General features: G+C 62.1%; 23 protein-coding genes. 14 read left to right on the top strand and 9 right to left on the bottom strand.

What is annotated here, in order from left to right; genetic code table 11:
* Window positions 1–17 precede the first annotated feature (17 nt).
* The 11 genes from NKH19_RS01160 to NKH19_RS01210 all read left to right on the top strand — a co-directional run bounded on the left by NKH19_RS01160 (window position 18) and on the right by NKH19_RS01210 (window position 11,275).
* Window positions 18–1,580 (top strand): amino acid permease, encoded by a 1,563-nt coding sequence (locus tag NKH19_RS01160; protein ID WP_352863227.1) that lies wholly within the window; start codon window positions 18–20, stop codon window positions 1,578–1,580.
* Window positions 1,581–1,666: 86 nt separating this feature from the next.
* On the top strand, window positions 1,667–3,037 hold the full coding sequence (locus NKH19_RS01165) for a glutamine synthetase family protein (protein ID WP_352863228.1): 1,371 nt from the start codon (window positions 1,667–1,669) through the stop codon (window positions 3,035–3,037).
* A 60-nt stretch (window positions 3,038–3,097) separates the two neighbouring features.
* On the top strand, window positions 3,098–3,535 hold the full coding sequence (locus NKH19_RS01170) for a helix-turn-helix domain-containing protein (RefSeq protein ID WP_352863229.1): 438 nt from the start codon (window positions 3,098–3,100) through the stop codon (window positions 3,533–3,535).
* Window positions 3,525–3,944, top strand: coding sequence for a type II toxin-antitoxin system VapC family toxin (locus NKH19_RS01175; RefSeq protein WP_352863230.1), 420 nt, complete (start codon window positions 3,525–3,527; stop codon window positions 3,942–3,944). The genes NKH19_RS01170 and NKH19_RS01175 overlap by 11 nt, the downstream gene beginning before the upstream one ends.
* Window positions 3,945–3,959: 15 nt before the next feature.
* Entirely contained in the window at window positions 3,960–5,345 is a 1,386-nt protein-coding gene (locus tag NKH19_RS01180) for an aldehyde dehydrogenase family protein (RefSeq protein WP_352981570.1), read from the top strand.
* Window positions 5,346–5,386: 41 nt separating this feature from the next.
* Window positions 5,387–5,875 (top strand): DUF2569 domain-containing protein, encoded by a 489-nt coding sequence (locus NKH19_RS01185; protein ID WP_352863233.1) that lies wholly within the window; start codon window positions 5,387–5,389, stop codon window positions 5,873–5,875.
* Window positions 5,876–5,908: 33 nt separating this feature from the next.
* Entirely contained in the window at window positions 5,909–7,081 is a 1,173-nt protein-coding gene (locus NKH19_RS01190; protein WP_352863235.1) for an iron-containing alcohol dehydrogenase, read from the top strand.
* A 242-nt stretch (window positions 7,082–7,323) separates the two neighbouring features.
* A complete protein-coding gene (locus NKH19_RS01195; RefSeq protein ID WP_352863236.1) occupies window positions 7,324–8,430 on the top strand; it encodes an ABC transporter substrate-binding protein in 1,107 nt (368 codons plus the stop codon).
* A gap of 66 nt (window positions 8,431–8,496) precedes the next feature.
* Window positions 8,497–9,411: an ABC transporter permease gene (locus NKH19_RS01200; protein WP_352863237.1), complete on the top strand. Its 915-nt coding sequence runs from the start codon at window positions 8,497–8,499 to the stop codon at window positions 9,409–9,411.
* A complete protein-coding gene (locus NKH19_RS01205; protein ID WP_352863238.1) occupies window positions 9,408–10,199 on the top strand; it encodes an ABC transporter permease in 792 nt (263 codons plus the stop codon). Before NKH19_RS01200 ends, NKH19_RS01205 begins: the two co-directional genes overlap by 4 nt.
* A gap of 11 nt (window positions 10,200–10,210) precedes the next feature.
* The gene (locus NKH19_RS01210; protein WP_352863239.1) at window positions 10,211–11,275 is read left to right on the top strand and encodes an ABC transporter ATP-binding protein; all 1,065 of its coding nucleotides are present in this window, start codon (window positions 10,211–10,213) and stop codon (window positions 11,273–11,275) included.
* A gap of 16 nt (window positions 11,276–11,291) precedes the next feature.
* On the opposite strand, the gene NKH19_RS01215 is transcribed toward NKH19_RS01210, so the two are convergent.
* Window positions 11,292–11,453, bottom strand: a complete 162-nt coding sequence (locus NKH19_RS01215) for a hypothetical protein (protein WP_352863240.1) — start codon at window positions 11,451–11,453, stop codon at window positions 11,292–11,294.
* 87 nt (window positions 11,454–11,540) lie between these two features.
* Between NKH19_RS01215 and NKH19_RS01220 the strand changes: the two genes are divergently transcribed.
* The 3 genes from NKH19_RS01220 (at window position 11,541) to NKH19_RS01230 (ending at window position 15,040) form a co-directional block, all read left to right on the top strand.
* Entirely contained in the window at window positions 11,541–13,091 is a 1,551-nt protein-coding gene (locus NKH19_RS01220; protein ID WP_352863241.1) for a cation:proton antiporter, read from the top strand.
* Between the two features lie 192 nt (window positions 13,092–13,283).
* Window positions 13,284–14,198, top strand: a complete 915-nt coding sequence (locus NKH19_RS01225) for an endonuclease/exonuclease/phosphatase family protein (RefSeq protein WP_352863242.1) — start codon at window positions 13,284–13,286, stop codon at window positions 14,196–14,198.
* Complete coding sequence (locus tag NKH19_RS01230) at window positions 14,195–15,040, top strand: EamA family transporter (RefSeq protein WP_352863243.1); 846 nt, start codon at window positions 14,195–14,197, stop codon at window positions 15,038–15,040. The genes NKH19_RS01225 and NKH19_RS01230 overlap by 4 nt, the downstream gene beginning before the upstream one ends.
* 99 nt (window positions 15,041–15,139) lie before the next feature.
* On the opposite strand, the gene NKH19_RS01235 is transcribed toward NKH19_RS01230, so the two are convergent.
* The 8 genes from NKH19_RS01235 to NKH19_RS01270 all read right to left on the bottom strand — a co-directional run bounded on the left by NKH19_RS01235 (window position 15,140) and on the right by NKH19_RS01270 (window position 23,949).
* Window positions 15,140–15,448, bottom strand: a complete 309-nt coding sequence (locus NKH19_RS01235; protein ID WP_352863244.1) for a Dabb family protein — start codon at window positions 15,446–15,448, stop codon at window positions 15,140–15,142.
* A gap of 9 nt (window positions 15,449–15,457) precedes the next feature.
* Entirely contained in the window at window positions 15,458–17,086 is a 1,629-nt protein-coding gene (locus tag NKH19_RS01240; protein ID WP_352863245.1) for a GMC family oxidoreductase, read from the bottom strand.
* Between the two features lie 12 nt (window positions 17,087–17,098).
* Complete coding sequence (locus tag NKH19_RS01245; protein WP_352863246.1) at window positions 17,099–17,860, bottom strand: 3-ketoacyl-ACP reductase; 762 nt, start codon at window positions 17,858–17,860, stop codon at window positions 17,099–17,101.
* Window positions 17,861–18,068: 208 nt separating this feature from the next.
* The gene (locus tag NKH19_RS01250; RefSeq protein WP_352863247.1) at window positions 18,069–19,583 is read right to left on the bottom strand and encodes a GMC oxidoreductase; all 1,515 of its coding nucleotides are present in this window, start codon (window positions 19,581–19,583) and stop codon (window positions 18,069–18,071) included.
* Window positions 19,584–19,588: 5 nt separating this feature from the next.
* On the bottom strand, window positions 19,589–20,704 hold the full coding sequence (locus NKH19_RS01255) for an ABC transporter ATP-binding protein (protein WP_352863249.1): 1,116 nt from the start codon (window positions 20,702–20,704) through the stop codon (window positions 19,589–19,591).
* A gap of 4 nt (window positions 20,705–20,708) precedes the next feature.
* Entirely contained in the window at window positions 20,709–21,653 is a 945-nt protein-coding gene (locus tag NKH19_RS01260; protein WP_352863250.1) for a carbohydrate ABC transporter permease, read from the bottom strand.
* Window positions 21,650–22,606, bottom strand: coding sequence for a carbohydrate ABC transporter permease (locus tag NKH19_RS01265; protein WP_352863252.1), 957 nt, complete (start codon window positions 22,604–22,606; stop codon window positions 21,650–21,652). The genes NKH19_RS01260 and NKH19_RS01265 overlap by 4 nt, the downstream gene beginning before the upstream one ends.
* 89 nt (window positions 22,607–22,695) lie before the next feature.
* Window positions 22,696–23,949, bottom strand: coding sequence for an ABC transporter substrate-binding protein (locus tag NKH19_RS01270; RefSeq protein WP_352863254.1), 1,254 nt, complete (start codon window positions 23,947–23,949; stop codon window positions 22,696–22,698).
* Window positions 23,950–23,954: the final 5 nt, after the last annotated feature.

Here is a 23,954-nt window from a genome sequence, read left to right on the forward strand (position 1 = left end):
CAACAGGGGACACCAAAATGGCAGCACCGGGTTATACTGAAGTTGACAAGAAGGAGGACCTCAAGGTTCTCCATGGAATGGGCTATGCTCAGGAACTGTCGCGAAGCATGAGCCGCTTCTCGAATTTCGCGATCTCGTTCTCGATCATCTGCATCCTTTCAGGTGGCATCAATTCCTTCGCGCAGGCGACATCGTCGATCGGTGGCGCGGGCGCGGGCATCGGCTGGATCGTCGGCTGCTGCGTATCGGGCTTCTTCGCCCTTGCCATGGCGCAGATCGCCTCGGCATTTCCGACCGCCGGCGGCCTCTATCATTGGTCGTCGATCCTCGGCAACCGCTTCACTGGCTGGCTGACGGCCTGGCTCAATCTGTTTGGCCTGATCACCGTGCTCGGCGCCATCAACATCGGCACCGCCTTCTTCTTTGTCGGAACGTTCGGAAGCTGGTTCGGCATCACCGGCACGCCGGGCGAAATCGTCGGGTTCGTAGCCTTCATCACCGTGCTGCAGGCGCTGTTCAACCATTTCGGTATCAAGCTGACGGCTATGCTGACGGATGCTTCCGGCTTCCTGATTCTCGGAGCAACGGCGGTCCTAATCGTGGCTTGCCTGGTGTTTGCGCCGGCGATCGACATCACGCGGCTTTGGACCTTCACCAACTATTCGGGCGATGCCGGTGGCGGTGTTTTCCCGCAGTCCGACTCCATGAGCTACCTGTTCCTGCTCTGCCTGCTTCTGCCGGTCTATACCATCACCGGCTACGACGCGTCGGCGCATACCTCCGAAGAAACAGAGAAGGCAGCACACTCGGTGCCGCAGGCGATCGTTTCGTCCGTGCTCTGGTCTTCGCTAATCGGTTGGGTGATGCTGTGCGCAATCGTCCTGGCTATCCCCGACCTGGCCGCCGGCGCCAAGCAGGGCTGGAACGTGTTCTTCGCCACCATGGACGCGATCATGCCCGTCTGGCTGAAGACGTTGCTGTATCTCGCAATCCTGATCTCGCAGTTCCTGTGCGGTCTCGCCACGGTGACCTCGGCCTCGCGCATGTTGTTTGCCTTCTCGCGTGACGGTGGCATGCCGTTCGGTTCCGCGTCGCTCGCCAAAGTCAACCCGACCTGGCGCACGCCAGTCAACGCGATCTGGACCGCTGCTGTGCTTGAGATCATCTATGTCTTTCTTGCACAGTTCATTTCGATTGGCGGCACCAACATCTACACCATCGTCGTCAATTCGACGCTGGTTTTCCTGTTTCTGTCGTTCATCATTCCGATCGTACTCGGCATGATGACCTTCGGAACGGCGAAATGGCCGACTCCAGGCCCGTGGAACCTCGGCGCCGGGCTGTTCAAGCTGTTTTGCGCCCTGTCGATTGTCGGCATGGCGATCATCTTCTACATCGCCATCCAGCCGCCGAACGACAAGGTGCTTTACATCACCATTGGCTTCATTGTGCTGACCGCCGTCCTTTGGTTCGGTTTCGAAAACCGCCGCTTCCAGGGTCCACCGATCGGCGACCAGATTGCCAAGCGCAGGGCTGCCATCGCGGCCGCCGAACTGGCCGTCGGCGAAACCGGCCACTAACATCAACCATCACGGCCATGGCCGGCGTTTTGCCGGCCATGGTTTCGTTTGCCCTCTCAATCGTCAAGCGCTGGAGTGCCAAAGGAATGGCCGGAAATTTCTCGTTCGATCAGTTGAAGAAAGCGGTCTCCAGCGGCGAGATCGACACGGTGCTCGCCTGCATCGTCGACATGCAGGGCCGGCTGGCGGGAAAACGGTTCCTGGCGCAGTACTTCGTCGATTCCGCGCATGACGAAACGCATGGCTGCAACTATCTGCTGGCTGCCGACATCGATATGGAGCCCGTGCCCGGCTACAAGGCGGCGAGCTGGTCGAAGGGCTATGGCGACTTCGTCATGAAGCCGGATCTGGCCACGCTGCGGCGCATTCCCTGGCTGGAAAAGACCGCACTTGTGATCTGCGACGTGCTCGACCACCACACCCACGATGACCTGCCGCATTCGCCGCGCGCCATCCTCAAGAAGCAGGTCAAGCGGCTGACGGAGCGCGGCTATATCGGCTATTTCGCTTCCGAGCTGGAATTCTATCTGTTCAACGAGACCTACGATTCCGCCCGCAAGAAACACTGGCAGGGCCTCGACACCGCCTCGCCCTATATCGGCGACTACCAGATCGGCATCACCACCAAGGAAGAAGGCGTCATGCGCCGGCTTCGCAACGAGATGGAAGCGGCCGGCATTCCGATCGAGAATTCCAAGGGCGAGTGGGGTCCGGGCCAGGAAGAGATCAATGTGCGCTATGCCGAGGCGCTCGACATGGCCGACCGCCACGTCATCCTGAAGAACGGCGCCAAGGAAATCGCCGAGTCCGAAGGCAAGGCGATTTCGTTCATGTCCAAATACAATTACGGGCTCGCCGGCAATTCCAGCCACATCCACAATTCGCTGTGGAGCGCCGACGGCAAGACGCCGTTGTTCTTCGACAAGAAAGCGGACTGGACGCTGTCGACGCTTGGCCAGCAATGGGCCGCCGGTCAGCTCAAATACGCCAAGGAATTCACCTGGTTCCTGGCGCCCTACATCAACTCCTACAAGCGCTTCCAGGCCGGTACCTTTGCGCCGACCAAGATCATGTGGAGCGAGGACAACCGCACCGCCGGCTTCCGCCTGTGCGGCGAGGGCACCAAGGGCATCCGCATGGAATGCCGCATCGGCGGCGCCGATCTCAACCCGTATCTTGCTTTCGCGGCGCTGATCGCAGCCGGCCTCGCCGGCATCGACGAGAAGCTGGAATTGCAGAAGCCGTTTGTCGGCGATGCCTATCAGGCATCTCGCCTGCCGGAGATCCCGAAGACACTGCGTGATGCGACCGAGACGCTGGCGAAGTCGAAGATGCTGAGGCAGGCGCTCGGCGAGGATGTGCTCGAACACTATGTCCACACCGCAAAATGGGAGCAGTTCGAATATGACCGCCGCATCACGGATTGGGAACTGCACAGGGGGTTCGAGCGATATTGACGTTGTTGCGTTTTTTGCGATATGTTGCGATATAAGCACCGCAACATATCGGAGGCAGTGTTGCTCAAAGGCAAAGCCAATGTCGACAAAACATGGTTCGCGGATCAGATGAAGGAGCGCAACATATCGTTGCGCCGTATGGCCAGCCGCATGAACATGCATCCCAGCGCCTTGTCGCGGACACTGAACGGCGAGCGGCGTATGCAAGTCGATGAAATACGCAGGATCGCTGAAATTTTCGACCAGCCGGAAAGCGAGGTCTTGGTCCACCTGGGCTCTTCGGATGCGAAGGCGGCGGAGCGTCGTCCCGGCTTCATGGAGGGGCAGGTGGATTTCGAGAATGCGTTAGACGTAAACGACACCGCTGGAGAATACATCGTGCCGCCGCGAGGCGCCGATCCGTTGTTTGGATGCATGGCTGGGACGCTCACGCTTCTCCCGGACGTCGATTACACCGCACCCGCGGATCCCGACTGGGGCAAGGTGTATGAGGACTGATGGGGTGCTTCTGGACACATGCTTCATGCTGTGGCTGTCGACGGAACAACCGGTCGCGAGAGCGGCGGTTGAGAGGGTGACCAGCGCGCGCAAAAATGGCGACGTGATCGCCGTTTCCGTCATGTCCGCCTGGGAAATCGGAATGCTGGTTTCTAAAGGCCGGCTTCCGTTCATCAAGTCACCGCTCGCATGGTTTGAACGGTTCGTGCAGGCTGGTGCAACGAGCGTTGAAGGCATCGACAGTGAGCTCTTGGTCGAGTCTTCGTTCCTGCCCGGCGTCGTTCACAACGATCCAACAGATCGGATCATCATAGCTACGGCGCGCTCGAAGAATTTGGAAATTATCACCCGCGATCGCGCGATCCTTGCCTATGGCTCGGCTGGCTTCGTCAAAACAGTTCCTTGTTGATTTGGAGACGTTTAATTGGAAACCGTGAAACTCATATCCCCCGTCGATGGCTCGATCTATGCCGAGAGGCCCGTGGCAACGGACCAGGCGATCAACGCCGCGGTAGAACGTGCCAAGGCGGCGCAGGAGAAGTGGGCTGAGACACCGATCGTCGAGCGCGGCAAGTACATGCTGGCGATGCTGGAAGCGCTGGTCGCGATGACAGACGAGATCGTGCCGGAAATCGCCTGGCAGATGGGGCGGCCTGTTCGTTATGGCGGTGAGTTCGGCGGTGTCAAGGAACGCACCAACTACATGGTCGAGATCGCCGAGGCGGCGCTCAAGTCTGTGCCGGCCTCCAATCCGAAGGATGGCTTCCGCCGCTATGTGAAGAAGGATCCGCTCGGCGTGGTCATGGTGATCGCGCCGTGGAATTATCCTTACCTCACCGCCGTCAACACCATCGTGCCGGCGCTGATGGCCGGCAACACCGTGATCCTCAAGCATGCGGCGCAGACGCTGCTGGTTGGCGAGCGCTTTCAGCAGACCTTCGACAAGGCCGGTCTGCCGAAGGGTGTGTTCCAGAATATCGTGCTGAACCACGCCCAGACCGAGAAACTGCTCGGCTCGGGCAAGATCGACCATGTCAATTTCACCGGTTCGGTCGCCGGCGGCCGCGCCATCGAAAGAGCGGCGGCGGGCACTTTCATGACCCTCGGCCTAGAGCTTGGCGGCAAGGATCCGGCCTATGTGCTGCCCGACGCCAAGATGGACCATGCGGTCGCCAATCTGGTCGACGGCGCCTTCTACAATTCCGGCCAGTGCTGCTGCGGCATCGAACGCGTCTACGTGCACGAAAAGGTCTATGACGAATTCGTCGAAGGCTTCATCGCCGAGACGAAGAACTATGTCGTCGGCAATCCGCTCGACCAAGCGACGACGATGGGGCCGATGGCGCAGGCGCGCTTCGCCGACCTGATCCGCGAGCAGAAGGCCGAGGCATTGCGCAAGGGCGCGGCGGCGCACGTCAACATGAAGGTGGCGAACGACAAGGCCGGCTCGCCCTATCTGGCGCCGGAAGTGCTGACCAATGTCGACCATCAGATGAGTGTCATGCGCGAGGAGAGTTTTGGGCCGATCGTCGGCATCATGAAGGTGCGCAACGACGAAGAGGCGATCGCGTTGATGAACGACAGTCCCTACGGGCTGACGGCCTCGATCTGGACGCGCGATACCGAGCATGCGGTGGCGATCGGCAACCGCGTCGAAACCGGCACGGTGTTCATGAACCGTTGCGACTACCTCGATCCGGCGCTGGTCTGGACCGGCGTCAAGGACACCGGCAAGGGTGCCGGCCTGTCCGCCATCGGCTATGACAATCTGACCAGGCCGAAGTCATTCCATCTGCGCGAAGCCATCTGAGCTGCCTGAGTACCGAGCATTGGGCCACTCAAGGAGGAGAAATGTCTGAGATACAGCCGTCCGCACCATTGGCCCGTGAGGGGCCAGAGGGTATTGGCGGCTATCTCGTCGTGCCGATGCTTGGCCTCATTTTCATGCCTCTGGCTGGCCTGGTTGTGTTCGAGCACCATATCGGCCTGTCCGAGTATTTTAGCCTACTAACCGGTGCGCAGCAGGTCTTCGTCGTGGCGGAGATTTTCGGATATCTGGCGATCGCGGTCGCCTGCCCGCTGGGCTTGCTTGTTTTGCTGATTGGCAAGCGGCGGGCTTTTCCACGCCTTTACATCGTCTGGGCCGCCGTCAGTCCCGTCTCTATCCTGACCGATCTTGCGGCCGCGAGCGTCCTTCTTGGCGATATCTTTGAGGCGCAAGGCGTGGCTTTGTTCGATGGAGAGGCGGCAAAGAATATTCAACACTCGATCGTCTATTCCGTAATCTGGATTCTATACATGCAGAAGTCCCGGCGGGTTCAGAACACCTTCACTCAATAGTCACCACCCACAATGTCCTGAAATCGAGAAAAAATGTCCAAGCTGATCTCCAAATGGAACTATCCCACCACCGTCCGCTTCGGCGCCGGGCGCATCAAGGAATTGCCAGAGGTTTTGGCGGCCACCGGCATCAAGCGGCCGCTGTTCGTCACCGATCCTGGCCTGGCGAAACTGCCGGTCGTCGCCTCGACGCTGAAGATTCTCGACGACGCCAAGGTGCCCTACGGCGTCTTCTCGGAGGTCAGGCCGAACCCGGTCGAATCCAATCTCACCGCCGGCATCGCCGTGTTCAAGAAGGGCAAGCATGACGGCGTCATCGCCTTCGGCGGCGGCTCGGCGCTCGATCTCGGCAAGCTGATTGCCTTCCAGGCCGGCCAGGTCAGGCCGGTGTGGGACTTCGAGGATGTCGATGACTGGTGGACGCGCGCCAATTCGGATGCCATCGCGCCGATCATCGCCGTGCCGACCACCGCCGGCACCGGATCGGAAGTCGGCCGCGCCGGTGTCATCACCAATGAGGCGACGCACACCAAGAAAGTCATCTTCCATCCCAAATTGTTGCCTTCTATCGTCATCGCCGATCCCGAACTGTCGGTCGGCATGCCCGGCTTCATCACCGCCGGTACCGGCATGGATGCGCTGGCCCACTGTCTCGAAGCCTATTGCGCGCCGGGTTATCATCCGATGGCCGACGGCATCGCCGTCGAAGGTGTGAGGCTGGCCTTCGAGAACCTGCCGAAGGCTTTTGCCAATGGCAAGGATCTCGTCGCGCGCGCCCATATGATGAGCGCCGCCGCGATGGGCGCCGCCGCCTTCCAGAAAGGGCTCGGCGCCATCCATTCGCTGTCGCATCCGGTCGGTGCGCTCTACGATACCCATCACGGCATGACCAATGCGGTGTTCATGCCTTATGTGCTCGCCTTCAACCGCGACGCCATCGAGGAGCGTATTGGCCGGCTCGCCGCCTATTGCGGCATCAAGGGCGGCTTCGACGGCTTCGCCAAGGCGATCATCAAGCTGCGTAAGGAATTGAAGGTGCCGCACGCGCTGCCGGGCCTGATCAAGGGGCTCGACATGGACAAGAAGCGCAAGGCGCTGATCGCCGACATGGCGGTGGTCGATCCGACCGCTGGCGGCAACCCGGTCAAGCTGACCAAGAAGGCGGCGCTGACCCTGCTCGAAAACGCCATCGCCGGCACGGTCTGAGGCGTTTTCCGCACCGCGAAGTGATCTGAAAAGGGGCTAGAAAAACAAGGGGGAGGATGACGGGCAAGGGACAAAATAGTTAGCCGGAAAAAGAATCGCGAAGCGATTGCTACAGCCGGTTAAAAAGAGTTTACTTTTTCGTACTGCGAGCAGCCGGTTTCATAAAGCTTTCATCTGGCTGTCACATGAAAACGATACCGCATCGCAGGCGTCCAACGGCGTCAGTTCAACGGAGAGAACACATGTTCAAATTCACGGGGAAAGTGCTTTCCCTTTCGGCCGCGGCGCTTTTCGCGTCGACGGTGATTTCGTCCGCGGATTCGATGGACGATCTCGTCAAGGCCGCCAAGGCAGAAGGCCAGCTAACTACCATCGCTTTGCCGCATGATTGGTGCGGCTACGGTGCCGTCATTGATGGCTTCAAGGCCAAGTATCCTGGGATTGCCATCAACGAACTCAACCCCGATGCCGGGTCCGGCGATGAGGTCGAGGCGATCAAGGCCAACAAGGACAACAAGGGCCCGCAGGCGCCCGACGTCATCGACGTCGGCTTGTCGTTCGGCCCGTCGGCCAAGAAGGATGGCCTGATCCAGGCTTACAAGGTGTCGACCTGGGACTCGATCCCGGACAGCGCCAAGGATGCGGAAGGCTTCTGGACCGGCGACTACTACGGCGTGCTGTCCTTCCAGGTGAACAAGGATCTGGTCAAGGAATCGCCGAAGGACTGGGCCGACCTGCTGAAGCCGGAATTCGCCAACTCGGTCGCTTTGGCCGGTGATCCGCGCGCGTCGAACCAGGCCATCCAGGCGGTATATGCCGCTGGCCTGTCGTCGGGTGCGGCTGCTGGCGAAGCCGCCGGCACCGCTGGCCTCGACTTCTTCAAGAAGCTCAACGCCGCCGGCAATTTCGTGCCGGTTATCGGCAAGGCCGCCACGCTCGCCCAGGGTCAGACCCCGATCCTCGTCACCTGGGACTACAACGCGCTCGCCGGCCGTGACACACTGAAGGGCAACCCGCCCGTCGACGTCGTCGTGCCGAAGTCCGGTGTCGTCGCCGGCGTCTACGTGCAGGCGATCAGCGCTTTCGCGCCGCACCCGAACGCAGCCAAGCTCTGGCTGGAATACCTCTATTCCGACGAAGGCCAGATCGCCTGGCTGAAAGGCTACTGCCACCCGATCCGCTTCAACGATCTTGCCAAGAACAACAAGATCCCGGCGGACGTGCTGGCCAAGCTGCCGCCGGCTGAGTCCTATGCGGCCGCGGCGTTCCCGACGCTCGACGAGCAGGGCAAGGCCAAGGAAGCCATCACCAAGAACTGGGATGCCGTTGTCGGCGCCAACGTCAAGTAAGACCTGAAATCCACCGGGCGGCTTCACGGCTGCCCGGTTCGTCCTCTCGAAGACGGTAGCAGGCGCATGACCGATCTCTCATTTTCCGATCACGCGGTTGCCGGCAAGACCGCGCCCCCCGCCGAGGCGCGCAGCCTGAGGCTGCCGACGCAGTGGCTCGGCGTCGCGCCATTCTTCATCTTCGCCGTCATGTTCCTGATCTTGCCCACGCTCTACTTGATGCTGGGCGCGTTCCAGAACGATGCCGGCGAGTTCACCCTCGAAAACATCATGGCGCTGGCGCAGCCGTCGATCGTTGCCGCCTACTGGATTTCGATCAAGGTCAGCCTCGCCTCATCGCTGATCGGCGCCTTCGCAGGTCTCGCCATCGCCATCGCCATTGTGCGCGGCGGCCTGCCGGACTGGATACGTTCGGCGACACTGACATTTTCCGGCGTAGCTTCCAATTTTGCTGGCGTGCCGCTGGCCTTCGCCTTCCTCGCCACGCTCGGCCGCCTCGGCCTTGCGACGGTGATCCTAAACACCCTGTTCGGCCTCAACATCTATGCTCACGGCTTCAACATCCTGTCATTCTGGGGGCTGACGCTGACCTATGTCTATTTCCAGATTCCGCTGATGGTAGTGATCATCGTGCCGGCAATCGATGGTCTGAAAAAGGAATGGGGCGAGGCCGCCGCAACGCTTGGGGCGACCATGGCGCAATACTGGCGCATGGTTGTCATCCCGGTGATCTGGCCGAGTTTCCTCGGCACCGTCATCCTTTTGTTCGCCAACGCCTTCGGCGCCATCGCCACTGCCTATGCGTTAACGGGTTCGTCGCTCAACATCGTGCCGATCCTGCTCTATGCGCAGATCCGCGGCGACGTGCTGCACAATGCCCATCTTGGCTATGCCATAGCCTTCGGCATGATCTTCATCACCGGCCTAGCGAATGTCTTCTACATCTGGTTCCGCACCCGTTCCGAGAGGTGGCTCAAATGAAGGCTGGCAGGTTCTGGGCTTGGGTCGTCTTCGCCCTTGGCGCGGCCTATTTCTTCATTCCGCTGATCGCGACAGTGGAGTTCTCCATGCGCATGCGGCGTGGCGAGTACTCGTTCGACGCCTACAAGGTCGTGCTCGGCGATGCCCGCTTCCAGGCGACCTTCGGCTATTCGGTGCTCGCGGCCATCTTCACCATTATTCTCGGCGTGCTCATCGTGGTGCCGGCCGCCTACTGGATCCGGCTTCGGCTGCCGCAGTTGCGGCCGGTCGTCGAGTTCATCACGCTGCTGCCGCTGGTCATCCCGGCCATCGTCATCGTCTTCGGCTACATCAGAATGTACGGGTCGAACTCGCCGCTGCCGTTCCTGGCGACCGATACAGGCACCAATGCCTTGCTGGTCATCGGCTATGCGACACTGGCGCTGCCCTATATGTATCGCGCCGTCGACACCGGGCTTCGCACCATCGACGTGCGTACCCTGACGGAAGCGGCACAGATCCTTGGTGCTGGTTGGGGGACGATCATCACCCGTGTCATCCTGCCCAATGTGCTGATCGCGGTGCTGTCGGGCGCCTTCCTCACCTTCGCCATCGTCATCGGCGAGTTCACCATGGCGAGCCTGCTCAACCGGCCTGCCTTCGGCCCTTATTTGCAGAATATCGGCGCCAACCGGGCCTATGAGCCGGCGGCGCTTGCCATCATCGCCTTCGCTATCACCTGGGGCTGCATGTCGCTGATTCAGATCCTGTCCCGTTTCGCGCCGAGATCGGCGAACCGTCCGAACTGAGAGTCAAAGCCATGGCCGACCCGTTCCTTTCCATTCAGCACGTTCGAAAATCCTTCGGCGCCACCACGGTCGTGGAGGATTTCAATCTCGACGTCGAGCGCGGCGAATTCGTCTCCTTCCTCGGCCCGTCCGGTTGTGGCAAGACCACCGTGCTGCGCATGGTGGCGGGCTTCGAGGAGCCGAGCGCGGGCACGATCGTCGTCGGTGGCAAGGACATTACGAGGCTGAAGCCCAACCAGCGCAATGTCGGCATGGTGTTCCAGGCCTATGCGCTGTTTCCCAACCTGACCGTTGCGCAAAATATTGGCTTCGGCTTGAAGGTCGCCGGCATGCCGAGGGCGGACATCGATGCCCGTGTCGCCGAGATGCTCGGTATCATCAAGCTGCCGCAGATGGCGGATCGCTATCCCTATCAGCTCTCGGGCGGCCAGCAGCAGCGCATCGCGTTGGCCCGCGCCATCGCGCCGAAGCCGAAACTGCTGCTGCTCGACGAGCCGCTGTCGGCGCTCGACGCCAAGGTGCGCGTGTCGCTGCGCGAGGAAATCCGCTCGATCCAGAAGAAGCTCGGCATCACCACCATCTTCGTCACCCATGACCAGGAAGAGGCGCTGTCGATCTCGGATCGCATCGCCGTCATGTATGGCGGCAAGGCCGAGCAGGTCGGCACGCCGTTCGAGATCTACAACCGCCCGGCAACCAAGTTCGTCGCCAATTTCGTCGGCACGCTGAACGTGCTCGAAGGCACCGTCACCGACGCCGCCGCGGGCACGGTGCGGGTCAATTCCGAGCAGGTTTCGCTGAAGGGCAAGCTCAACGGCTCCAAGTCTGGCGACACGCTGTCGCTGGCATTGCGTCCGGAAGCGATCTCGCTTGGCCGTCAGCCCGGCCGCGACTCCAGCCTTTCGGGCGAAATCTCCGAGGTGCATTTCCTCGGCTCGGTGATCCGGGTTCGCGTCGGCATCGGCGGCAACATAGTCTCGCTCGACACCTTCAACAGCCCGGCAACGCCGCCCCCGGCGGTCGGTGAAAAGGCCGAGATATCGTTCTCATCGAGCGATATGCTGGTGTTGCACTAGGCGTGACAGCGCTCCTTCAGGCTGGAACCATGAATGGCTGCATCACCGCCTGAAAAACCGGCAGTGCTTCCATTTGGGTGGCATAGGCTTCCGACGACGGCGCGGTGATTTCGACATTGGTGTGGTCGATGCGCTCGCCGAAACCTGCAGAGGGTGGAAGCAAAGCTGGTAGGGGCACATTGCCTGCCAGCCCGAGCTTGCTGGCCAGGCTTTTTCCAGCTGCTTTGCCACTGCCGACGATCCCGCTTCCCGGCTATAACAAGCCATGGCCCTCTTCGAACTGACACTCATTCTGCTGTTGATCGCCGTCGCGCTAACGGCGCTGTCGCGGCGTGCGCAGATTCCCTATCCCTCCTTGCTGGCGCTGGCAGGGGTGGGCATCGCCTTCGTACCTGGTGTGCCGACGATCGAGATCGACCCGGAACTGGCGCTTGCTCTGTTCATCGCGCCGGTGCTGCTCGATGCCGCCTATGATACGTCTTTGCGCGACCTCAATCGCTACAGGGTGCCGCTTGTGCTGCTGGCACTCGGCGCTGTCCTTTTCACGACGACGACCGTGGCTCTGGTCGGGTGGGCGATGGCAGGCCTGCCGATCGCCGCGGCCATAGCCCTCGGCGCCATTGTGGCACCGCCCGACGCGGTGGCGGCGTCGGCGGTGCTTGGCCAGTTCAAGGTGCCGCATCGAATCACAGCCATCCTGCAAGGCGAGAGCCTGCTCAACGATGCCACCGCGCTGCTGATCTACCGGATAGCGGTTTCGGCGGCAGCGGGCAGCATTCTGCTGAGCAGCGCCGTGCCGATGATCCTGCTGTCCACCTTGGGCAGCCTTGCGGCCGGATATCTGCTTGGCCGGCTGTCTCTGATGACGCTGGACCGTATCGAAGACCCGGCGAGCGGCACTGTGGTGCAATTTGCCGGCACATTCGGGGTCTGGATCCTGGCCGACAGGCTGGGCCTTTCCGCCATCATCACCATCGTGGTCTATGCCATGACCATCGCCCGCACCGCGCCGCGCCGCATGCCGGCCAGAAACCGCATCAGTTCCTATTCGGTTTGGGAAACGGCGGTCTTCGTGCTCAACGTGCTGGCTTTCGTGCTGATGGGCCTGCAGGCGCGTTCGATTGTCGGCAGGCTTGCCGGCGAGGGGCAGACCGATGCCTTCTTCCTGGCCGGGACCGTACTTGCCATCGTCATCGTTTCACGTTTGATCTGGGTGCTGGGCTGCGGCGCGATCATCAGGTGGTTGGCCCGTTTCGGCAATGCGGATCGTCGGCGAGACGCGCCATCGTTGCGCGGCGGCATGCTCATCGGCTGGTGCGGGATGCGCGGTCTGGTGACGCTTGCGGCGGCATTTGCCTTGCCGGCTGAATTTCCCGCCCGCGACCCGATCGTGCTCGCTGCCTTCACGGTCGTGCTAGGCACGCTGGTGCTCCAGGGCATGAGCCTGAAACCGCTGCTGCGCCTGCTCAACCTCGACCCGGATGAAATGGTCGACCGCGAGGTTGCGCAGGCACGCGTTGTGGTCATGCAGGCCGCCCTCGACATATTGAGCGGCAAGACATCGGACGCGGCGGCTGCGGTGCGCGAGCAATATGCCGCTCAACGCAAGATCGCCAAAAATCCTGACGACGCCCAGGCGGCCACCGAATATGACCGCTTGCGCCTCTATGCCATCAAGAGCCAGCGCGACGCGCTGGAGGAACTGCGCCGCAACGGCACGATCGGTGACGAAGCCTATCACCGCCTTGAGGAAGAGATCGACTGGACCGAACTGGCGGCGTCGCCACCCGGCCGGTTCCAACCGCTGACGACATAGAGCCTGCTCCATCCCGATGGACTCAAGATGAAGCAGGGGCTGGTTGTTGTTTGAGCATGCTCTATTCCGAAAACGTGATTCCACTTTTCGGGATGATACTCTGGCCGCTGGCCCAGCCCCATCGCTCGCGCGGCACATTGCAACCAATCTGCCGAACCGATACTGCCAATTCGAAAGTAAGCCGGATAAACAATGAAGCTGGTCAGCTACAATATCCAATACGGGTTCGGCGGCGACGGGAGCTACGATCTTTCGCGCGCCGCGCGCATCGTTGCCGGCGCCGACATCATTGCGCTGCAAGAGGTCGAGCGGCACTGGCAGCGCAGCAATTTCGACGACCAGCCGGAGCTGCTTTCGCGCTTGCTGCCGGACTATCACTGGGTCTACGGCCCAGCCTTCGACATGGATGCCAGCGAGCGGCGCGACGGCCATCTGGTCAACCGACGCCGGCAGTTCGGCACCATGGTGCTGTCCAAGTTGCCGATCGTCTGGTCGCGGCTGCATGCGCTGCCGATGCGCCGTACGCTGCGGCCGCTCAATACGCGCAATGCGGCACTCGAATGCATGATCCGCACGCCTGCCGGCCCGGTGCGGGTGTTGTCGCTGCATCTCGCCCATATCGCGGTCGAGGAGCGGCTGGAGCAGATAGACTATCTCATGGCCGAGCATCGCCGGGCACCATCCGATGGCGGGCCGTGGAGCGGCGTCGACGACGAGCCCACGCGCAACTGGACCAGCGGCGAAGCGGAACCGGAAAACCCACCGGCGGCGATCTGGATGGGTGATTTCAACATGGAGCCGGGCAGCGCCGAATACCGCCGCATCGTCGGCAGCACGCCTTACCATCGCGGCGCGGCCTATCTTGACGGCTTCGTCGATGCCGCCGCCATTGCCAGCGAGCCGGCCGCGGATTTCCACACCCATGTGAAGACCATCGACGGCAAGGTGGCAAAGCGGCGGCTCGACCATTGCTTCGTCGGCGGCATGTTAGCCGGGCGCGTGCGTTCAATCAGTGCCGATATCGGCGAGGTTGCGTCGGACCATTTCCCGCTGCGGGTCGACATCGATCTCGAAAACGCCCGGCATTGCCCCATGAGCCGCGCATGACACTTTTCGTCTTCTTCGCGGTGCTTGCCGCCGCCGCCATGCACGCGGTCTGGAACGCGCTGGTCAAGGTCCATCTCGACCGCTTCCTGTCGATCACGCTGATGACGCTCGGTATGGGCGCCGCGGCCCTGCTGGTGCTGCCGTTCGTCGAAGTGCCGAAGGCGGAGGTGTGGCCCTACATCATCGCCTCCGTGTTTTTCCACATGGGCTACCGGACTTTCCTGATCGGAGCCTACAAGGCCGGCGATTTCGCCCAGACCTATCCACTGGCGCGCGGCACCGCACCGCTGCTCTCGGCCTTTGGCGGCATGTTCGTCGTTGCCGAGATTCCTGGCCCGTTCGCCATGCTCGGCATCTTTCTGTTGTCGGCCGGCACGCTGGTGATGTCGTTTCGCGGCGGCGCGCATCTGGAAAAGCTGAATTTACGCGCGGTCGGCTTTGCGCTGGGCACCTCGATCTTCATTGCCAGCTACACGCTCTCCGACGGCAGCGGCGCGCGGCTGGCCGCCTCGGCGCAGAGCTACGCCGCCTGGCTGTTCATCTGCGATGCTTTTGGCGCCTTGGTGCTGTGCCTGATCTTCCGTGGGCCGAAGGCGCTGCCGGTACTGGCGCGCGACTGGAAGGCAGGGCTATTCACCGGCGTGCTCAGTGGCGCGGCCTACTGGATCGTCATGTGGGCGATGACCAAGGCGCCGATCGCCTCGGTGGCGTCGCTGCGCGAAACCTCGATCCTGTTTGCCATGATGATCTCGGTGTTCGCGCTCGGCGAGAAGATGACGGGCTGGCGCGGTGCCGCCGCGCTCGGCATCGTCGCCGGTGTCGTCGCGCTCAGGCTCGGTTAGTCCAGGTGTCGTCTCGCGATCACCCATTTCACCACTAGGTATGGGACGACGAAACCAAGCACATCTACAAATGTGCGCCAATTTTTCGATTGCAGCGCGCTAGAGCCCCAGGTCGAAGACCATCAGTCCGTCGGTGCCGCCTTCAAGTGCGGCGACCAGCCGGGCGCCGGCGCGCTGATGCGCCTCATGCACCAGATAGGCGTCGCGCGCGGCAGCATCGCGGAAGTCGATTGTGAAGCCGTGGGTGAAGCCGCGCGCGAATGGCTCCGGGCTGACATTGGCGCTGAACTGGACCGCGTCCATGCCGTCGATCACCTGTCGCAGTGCCTCGAGATCTGCATGGATCGCCATGCGCTCAGCGGCGGGAACATCGTTGCGGAATCTAGCAAAAACGCAGTGCCTGATCATTTTTTGTCCCTAAGCCGCCCGGTTTCCAGAGAACACGGCCGGCGGCAACGGCTCGCGGCCAAGAATGATATCCGAACCCTTTTCACCAACCATGATGGTCGGCGCATTGGTGTTGGAGGAGGGGATGCGCGGCATCACCGAGGCGTCGCAGACGCGCAGGCCCTCGATGCCGCGCAGCCGCAGATCCGGTGTCACGACAGCCATGTCGTCATGGCCCATGCGGCAGGTGCCGACGGGATGGTGGTCGGTCTTGGAACTGCGGCAGGCATAATCGAACAGCTGGTCATCGCTGGCGAGCGACGGGCCGGGCAGCACTTCGCGCAGCACGTAAGGGGCAAGCGCCTTCTGCCGCATGATCTCGCGCGCCAGCCTCAGCCCCTTGATCGACATATCGCGATCATAGGGATCGGACCAGTAGTTCGGGTCAATCAACGGATGGTCGGCGGGATCGGCACTCTTCAGCCGCACCGTGCCGCGCGAGCGCGGCCGCAGGAAGGCTGAATTCAGGGTCACGCCCGGGTTGTTCAGCTTCTCGACGCCGGCCTCGATGCCGGAGCCGAGGCCGAGATGGAACTGGATGTCGGGCGAGGCGGCAGTCGGGTCGGCGTACCAGAAGCCGCCGGTCTCGAACAGGCTGGAGGCCACCGGCCCTTTCTTCAGCAGCAGGTATTGCAGGCCGGCCCAGGCCATGCGGTGCAGCTTTGCATAATTGTCATAGGTGTGGTCGCCGGTGCATTCGGCGATGACGAACAAATCAAGATGGTCCTGCATGTTGGAGCCGACGCCGGGCAGGTCATGAACCGGCGTGACGCCGACCGCCTTCAGATGGTCGGCAGGGCCGATGCCCGACTGCATCAACAGTTTCGGCGAGCCGATGGCGCCGGAGGAGACGATCACCTCGCGCTCGGCCCGCAGGATTTTCTTCTCGCCGCCCGGCCTGTCGACGATTTCGACGCCGACGGCACGGCCCTTCTCGACGACGATGCGGGTCACCAGCACATCGGTCCTGACGGTGAGGTTCTTGCGCGCGCGGATCGGTCTGAGATAGGCCACCGAAGCGGAGGAGCGGCGGGCATCCTTCTGGGTCAGCTGGTAATAGCCGACGCCTTCCTGGCTGGCGCCGTTGAAGTCCGGATTGAAGGGGATGCCCATCTCCTGGCCGGCGCGGAAATAGGCCTCGCAGATCGGCAGCGGCGAAATCGGGTTCGACACGCCGAGCGGGCCCTGGTCGCCGTGGTAATCGTTGGCGTAGCGCTGGTTGTTTTCGGCGCGCTTGAAATAGGGCAGCACGTCGCGATAGCCCCAGCCGGCAAGGCCCTCTTCCTTCTCCCAGGCGTCATAGTCGCGGGCGTTGCCGCGCGTGTAGATCTGGGCGTTGATGGACGAACCGCCGCCAACCACCTTGGCCTGCGTGTACCAAAAAACGCGGTCTTTCATGTGCTTCTGCGGTACGGTCGACCAGCCCCAGGACGCAATGCCCTTGGTCATCTTGGCGAAGCCGGCCGGCATGTGGATATAGGGATGCCAGTCCTTGCCGCCGGCTTCCAGCAGCAGGACCGAATTTGCCGGATCCTCGCTCAATCGGTTGGCCAGAACGCAGCCGGCCGGACCGGCGCCCACGATGATGTAGTCGGTCATGACACTGTCCATTTACAGTCGCGGCACGGAGAGCGCGCCGTCGACATTGATGATCGAGCCGGTCGAAAAGCCTAGTTTTCCTCTAGCGAGCGTCGCCACCACCGCACCGATATCGGCCGCTTCGCCCCAGCGTTTGGCCGGCACCAGCCCACCGTCGATCAGCGAATCGTATTTGGCGGCCACGCTGGATGTCATGTCGGTGCGGATGATGCCGGGACGCACCTCGAACACGCCGATGTTTTCGGGCGCCAGCCGCAGCGCCAGGTTCTTCACCCACATCGAAAGCCCGGCTTTCGAGATGCAGTAATCCGGCCGTTCGGGCGACGCCATTTCGGCGCTGACCGAGGTGATGGTTATGATTGATTTTGTATGGTCGTTCGGTGTTGCCAGCATCGCCTTGGCGACGGCCTGGCTGAGGAACACGGTGCCGCGCAGATTGATGCCCAGCGTGCGGTCGAAATTCTCCGGCTTGAGGTCCAGGAGGTCACCGCGCGCCACCGCGCCGACACCGGCATTGTTGACCAGGCAGTCGATACGACCGAAGGCGCGCATCGCGGCATCGACAAGTGTGGTGTGGCTGTCGAGATCGGCGATGTCGCAAGGGGCATAAGCGAATTTCGCACCGCGCCCGGCGATGTCGGTGGCAAGTCCGTCGGCGGCTGTTTCGGCAAGGTCGGCGACCAGAATATTGAAGCCGGCATCGGCGAGCGCCTCGGCGCAAGCAAGGCCGATGCCGCGTGCGCCGCCGGTGATGATGGCTGCGGGGCGGGTCATTGGAGGCTACCTCCGCAGGCGTGGTCGCCGCCCCTCATCGCCCTGCCGGGCACTTCTCCCCGTACAGAGACGGGGAGAAGGACACTGTCGCCACCGCTTTCGCCGATCGTCAAAGGAGCGCCGAGGTTGTGGCCAGCTTTCTTCTCCCCGTTTACGCCGTTTACGGGGAGAAGTGCCCGGCAGGGCGATGAGGGGCAGCGCAAACTGATCATGCCAGTTCGCCCTTGCGGATATGGTCGGCGACACGCAGCGCCTGGGCGGCGATCGAGAGGGCCGGGTTCACGGCGGCCGAGTTGGGCAGGAAACTGGCATCGACGACGAACAGGTTCCGATGGTCGAACGACCGGCAGAAGGGGTCGAGCGGCGCGGTCGCCGGATCGTCGCCCATCTTGACCGTGCCGCACTGGTGCGACGGCGTGCGTTTGTCGAAGGGCCGCGACAGCACCAGGGGATAACCGCAGGCGCGGAAGTTCTCGCGCATCACCTTGGTCAGCCCGTCGAGCGACTGCATGTTGGAGCGCCGCCATTGCATGACGATGTCCTTGCCGTCGACCATGATGCGGCTTTCGGGATCGGGCAGGTCCTCGCACATCAAATACCAGTCGACGGCGTGGCCGGCGATGAAATCGAGCGCGAATTTCGGCGTAAATTTCACGTTGGCCTTGAGCATGTTGCCGTCGATCTTGCCGAGCAGTTGGACATTGCCGAGCGGCTTGCCGCCCTTGCCGTCGGACAGGTAATAGTCGTTCAGCATCAGCGTCTTCTGGTAGACGGCATCGTTGCGGCGGCGCGGATCGATCGCCAGCATGGCGCTCGAATTGTGGTTCATGAAATTGCGGCCGACCTGGTCGGAGCGGTTGGCAAGGCCCTTGCCACCTTCCTTGCCGTTGTTGGGTGAGGGCGAGCGCAGCAGGATGACGGCGGAATTGACCGCGCCGGCCGAGAGGATGACCAGTTTCGGCGATACCTTCTTCAATGCGCCATTCTGGCGATAGTGAATGGCTGATATGGTTTTGCCATCGGCCGACGCCTCGAGATATTCGACATAGGCGCTGGTCTTGAGTTGGATATTACTGTCCTTGAGTGCCGCCGTCAGTGGACCGGTCTGCGCGTCGACCTTGCCCTGCCCGGTGTTGGGAAACGCATCCCAGCCGGTCCTGCCCTCCTTCAGCCAGATGTCGATGTCGACACCGAGCGGCAGCGAGGCTGGATGCAGACCGAGTCCCTTGAGCTCGGCGCGGGCGCGGGCGATGGGGGCTTCGTCGGGAACCGGCTTGAAGGAGTAGGGGATCGAATGGAACGGTTCGGTCGGGTCCTCGCCCAGCGCGCCGCGCACGCGAAACAGCTGTTCGGCTTTCGAATACCAGGGCTCGAACTCCTCATAGGAAAACGGCCAGGCCGGCGAAACACCGCCGAAATGCTCCATGGCGGCAAAGTCTTCCTTGCGGTAGCGGATCAGCACAGCGCCGTAGAATTTCGAATTGCCCCCGACATAGTAGTAGTTGCCGGGATTGAAGGCACCGCCACCGGCCTCGCGCCACATCTCCTTCGGCCGATAGTGGCCGTCGACGAAGATCGAGCGCGTGTCACGCGCATGCGGCGTTGCCGGCAACGGCTCGCCACGCTCCAGCATCAGGATCGAGGCGCCGCTGCCGGTAAGGCCGGAGGCGATCGTTGCGCCGCCTATGCCGGAGCCGATGATGACGATGTCCGGATTTGTCATGGCCGTCAGCGAATGCGGCTCTCGGTCGCCGGATCGAAGAACACAGCCTTTGTCAGGTTGAAGGCGAGCGGCGTGTTGGTGCCCGGCTGGATGTTGGCGTCGGCACGCAGCCGCGCCACCACGCCCTTGCCTCCGAGATTGGTGACGGCGAAGGTGTCGGAGCCTGCCGGTTCGATGACCTCGATGTGACAGTCGGCGGTGGCGATGTTCGACGCATTGCGCTCGGCGCCTTCCGGGTCGGTCAGCGCTTCAGGGCGGACGCCGAAGATGATCGGCTTGCCCTGGAATGCCGACAGGCCCGCCGGTGCATTGGCCATCGGCAGGTTGATCGGCTCGCGCGCCTCGCGCTGGAGCACGACGGACAGCGCGTTGCCGTTGGTGCCGATGGTCGCCGGGATCAGGTTCATCGCCGGCGAGCCCATGAAATCTGCGACGAAGAGATTGGTCGGGTTGTTGTAGATTTCGGCTGGAGTGCCGAACTGCTGTACCTCGCCGTCGCGCATGACGGCGATCTTGGTCGCCAGCGTCATCGCCTCGATCTGGTCGTGGGTGACGTAGACGATGGTGGTGCCGGTGGTGGCGTGCAGGCGCTTGATCTCGATGCGCATGTCGACGCGCAGCTTGGCGTCGAGGTTGGACAAAGGTTCATCGAACAGGAACAGTTTGGGGTCGCGCACCAGGGCCCGGCCCATTGCGACTCGCTGGCGCTGGCCGCCCGAAAGTTGGCTCGGCTTGCGCTGCAGCAGGTGACCGATCTGCAGCACCTTGGCCACCTTGTCGATCGCCTTCTGGCGCTCCACCGCCGGCACGCCGCGCATCTCCATGCCAAAGGAGATGTTTCCCGCCACCGTCATGTTCGGGTAGAGCGCGTAGCTCTGGAACACCATGGCAATGTCGCGCTTGGAGGGATGCAGATCGTTGATCTGGCGGCCGTCGACGCGGATTTCGCCCGACGTGATCGTCTCCAGCCCGGCGATGGTGTTGAGCAAAGTGGATTTTCCGCAGCCGGACGGGCCGACCAGCACCAGGAAGCCGCCTTTCTCGAGCTCGACATCGATCCCTTTCAGAATCTCGACCTGGCCGAAGCGCTTTCTCAGACCATCAATTTCCAGAAAAGCCATCAGATTATCCTTTGACGGCGCCAGCCATGAGACCGCGCACGAAGTAGCGGCCGGCGAGCACATAGACGAGAAGGGTGGGCAGAGCCGCGATCATCGCGGCGGCCATGTTGACGTTGTATTCGACGACGCCGGTCGAGGTGTTGACGACGTTGTTGAGCGCCACCGTCATCGGCATCGAGTCGCCGGTGCCGGCGTAAGCCGAGGCGAACAGGAAGTCGTTCCAGATGTTGGTGAACTGGTAGATCACCGTGACGACGAAGATCGGCATCGAATTTGGCAGCATGATGCGACGGAAGATCTGGAAGAACGAAGCGCCGTCCACCTGTGCCGCCTTGACCAGTTCGGTCGGGAACGCCTCGTAGTAATTGCGGAAGAACAGCGTGGTGAAGCCGATGCCGTAGACGACGTGGACGAAGACGAGGTTGACCGTCGGGTTACCGAGGCCGAAGCTCGTGCCGACCGAATTCCGCAGCATGACGCCGAAGCGGCCGAGGCTGCCCAGGATGGTTGCCATCGGCAACAGCACCGACTGGAACGGAATGAAGCAGGCGAACAGCATCAGTCCGAACACCAGCGTCGCGCCACGGAAGCGCCATTTGGTCAGCACGTAACCGTTGAGGGCGCCGAGCATCGTCGAGATCAGCACGGCCGGAACCACCATCTTGATGGAGTTCCAGAAATAGCCCTTGATGCCGGCGCAGGTGAGGCCGACGCAGGTCTCCCCCCAGGCCTTGAGCCATGGATCGAAGGTCGGCGCCTGGGGCAATGCCAGCATGTTGCCGTTCTGAATCTCGTCCATGGTCTTGAACGAGGTGACCAGCATGACGAACAGCGGCATCAGGTAGAACAGCGCAAACAGCGCCAGCAGTCCGTAAATGACGATGCGGTTGACGATCTTGACGTTGACGACGCCTGAAGCCTGACGGGCGGGAGTGGTGACGGCGCTCATCGCGGCTTCTCCCTGAGTTCCGAATAGAGATAGGGCACGATGATGGCGACGATGGTCATCAGCATGATCACGGCACTGGCCGAGCCGACGGCCATTTCGTTGCGCTTGAACGTGTACTCGTACATGAAATTGGAGGGCAGCCAGGCCGAGCCGCCCGGTCCGCCGCTGGTCAGAGCCACGACCAGATCGTAGGATTTGATGGCGAGGTGTGCGAGGACGATGAAGGCCGACAGGAAGATCGGCCGCAGCAGCGGAATGACGATACGGCGGTAGAGCTGGAAGGTGGTGGCGCCATCGATCTGCGCCGCCTTCATGATCTCGCCGTCGATGCCGCGCAGGCCTGCCAGGAACATCGCCATGATGAAGCCGGAGGCCTGCCAGACGCCGGCGATGACCACCGTGTAGATGACGAAATCCTTGTTCTTGATCCAGTCGAAATGGAAGCTCGTCCAGCCCCACTGATGCAAGGTCTGCTCGAGGCCGAGGCCGGGGTCGAGGAACCATTTCCAGGCAACGCCGGTGACGATGAAGGACAGCGCCATCGGGTAGAGATAGATCGGCCTCAGCACGCCTTCGCCGCGGATCTTCTGATCGAGCAGGATGGCCAGGAACAGGCCGAGCGCCAGGCAGATGAAGATGTAGAGAAAGCCGAAGATGCCCATGTTGGTGATCGACGTGTACCAGCTCGATGGCGGGTCGGTGTCGAAGGTCCAGCCCCACAGCCGCTGATAGGCGCGCGGGCCGGTGATGACATAGGATGGGAAGGTCTTGGAATTGGTGAAGGACAGATAGATCGTCCACAGGATGAAGCCGTAGACGAAGACGATGGTGATGGCGAAGCTCGGCGCCAACACGATCTTAGGCAGCGCATCCTGCAGGCGCGAGCGCACCGAGGCGCGCGGGCGCGCGTGCTCCGGCGTCAGCTTGATCTGGCTTGTCGCTACCGTGCTCATGAGGCTCCTCCCGTCGACACGCGGCCATCCAGCTTCGCGGATCGGAGCCTTCCCCGCCGGAACGGGGAAGGCGTTTTTGTGTGTGGCGCTTACTTGGCGTCGTCGATGGCCTTGACCAGTTCGGTCACGGCCTCGTCCGAGGTCTTGATCTGACCATGGACGAACTTGGAGACGACATCCTTGTAGGCATTGGCGACCGCCGGAGGCGCGCCATAGCCCTGGGCCAGCGAACCGAACAGCGTGCCGCCCTCGTTGGCTGCCTTCAGGTCAGCGATGCCCTTCTTGCCGCAAGCGTCGAAGTCGGTGTCCGGAACGTCGGTACGAGCCGGAACCGAACCCTTGACAACGTTGAAGGCCGACTGGAAGCTCTTCGACAGGGTGGCTGTGGCCAATGCGATCTGGGCGGCCTTGCGGTCGTCCGGAACGTTGAACATGCCGAACATATCGGAGTTGTAGACCACCGAGCCTTCGGTGCCCGGGAAGCGATAGCACAGGAAGTCCGTGCCCGGCGTTTTCTTGGCGGCGTTAAACTCGCCCTTGGCCCAGTCGCCCATGACCTGCACAAGGGCATCGCCCTTGATGACCATGGCGGTGGCAAGGTTCCAGTCACGGCCCGAGAAGTTCGGGTCGACATAGGTGACGAGCTTGGCCAGGTTGTCGAACGACTTCTTCATCGTGTCGGACTTCAGGGACTCGTCATCGAGGTCGTTGAAGGCCTTCTTGTAGAACTCAGGTCCGCCGGTCGACAGCACGACCGAGTCGAACATGGTGGCTTCCTGCCAGTTCTGGCCGCCGAGGGCGAGCGGGATCACGCCTGCCGCCTTGGCCTTGTCGAGCAGGGCAACGAAGTCGTCGAAGGTCTTCGGCTCGGTGCCGCCGATCTTGTCCATGACGGCCTTGTTGATCCACAGCCAGTTGACCGAGTGGACGTTGACCGGAGCCGCGACCCACTTGCCTTCATAGACCGAGAACTTCTGCAGGGCGGCCGGAACGGACTTGTCCCAGCCTTCCTTCTTCGCCGTCTCGGTCAGGTCGCCCATGACGCCGGCGGCCGCATAGTCGAGCACTGTGTAGCCGAGCATCTGCGAGGCGGTCGGGTAATTGCCGGCCGCGACCATCGCCTTCAGCGCGGTCATGGCAGCGTCACCGCCACCGCCGGCCACCGGCACGTCCTTCCAGGCGTAACCTTCCTTGGCCAGGTCACCCTTGAGCACGTTGAGAGCAGCCGCTTCGCCGCCCGACGTCCACCAATGCAGCATCTGGACTTCCTTGACGTCCTCGGCATGAGCCGCGAAAGCCAGACCCGATGCGAGAGCCGTTCCGATAAGCAGTTTGCGCAACATGTACT

The organism is Mesorhizobium sp. M1338 (assembly GCF_040318045.1).
Classification (GTDB): Bacteria; Pseudomonadota; Alphaproteobacteria; order Rhizobiales; family Rhizobiaceae; genus Mesorhizobium.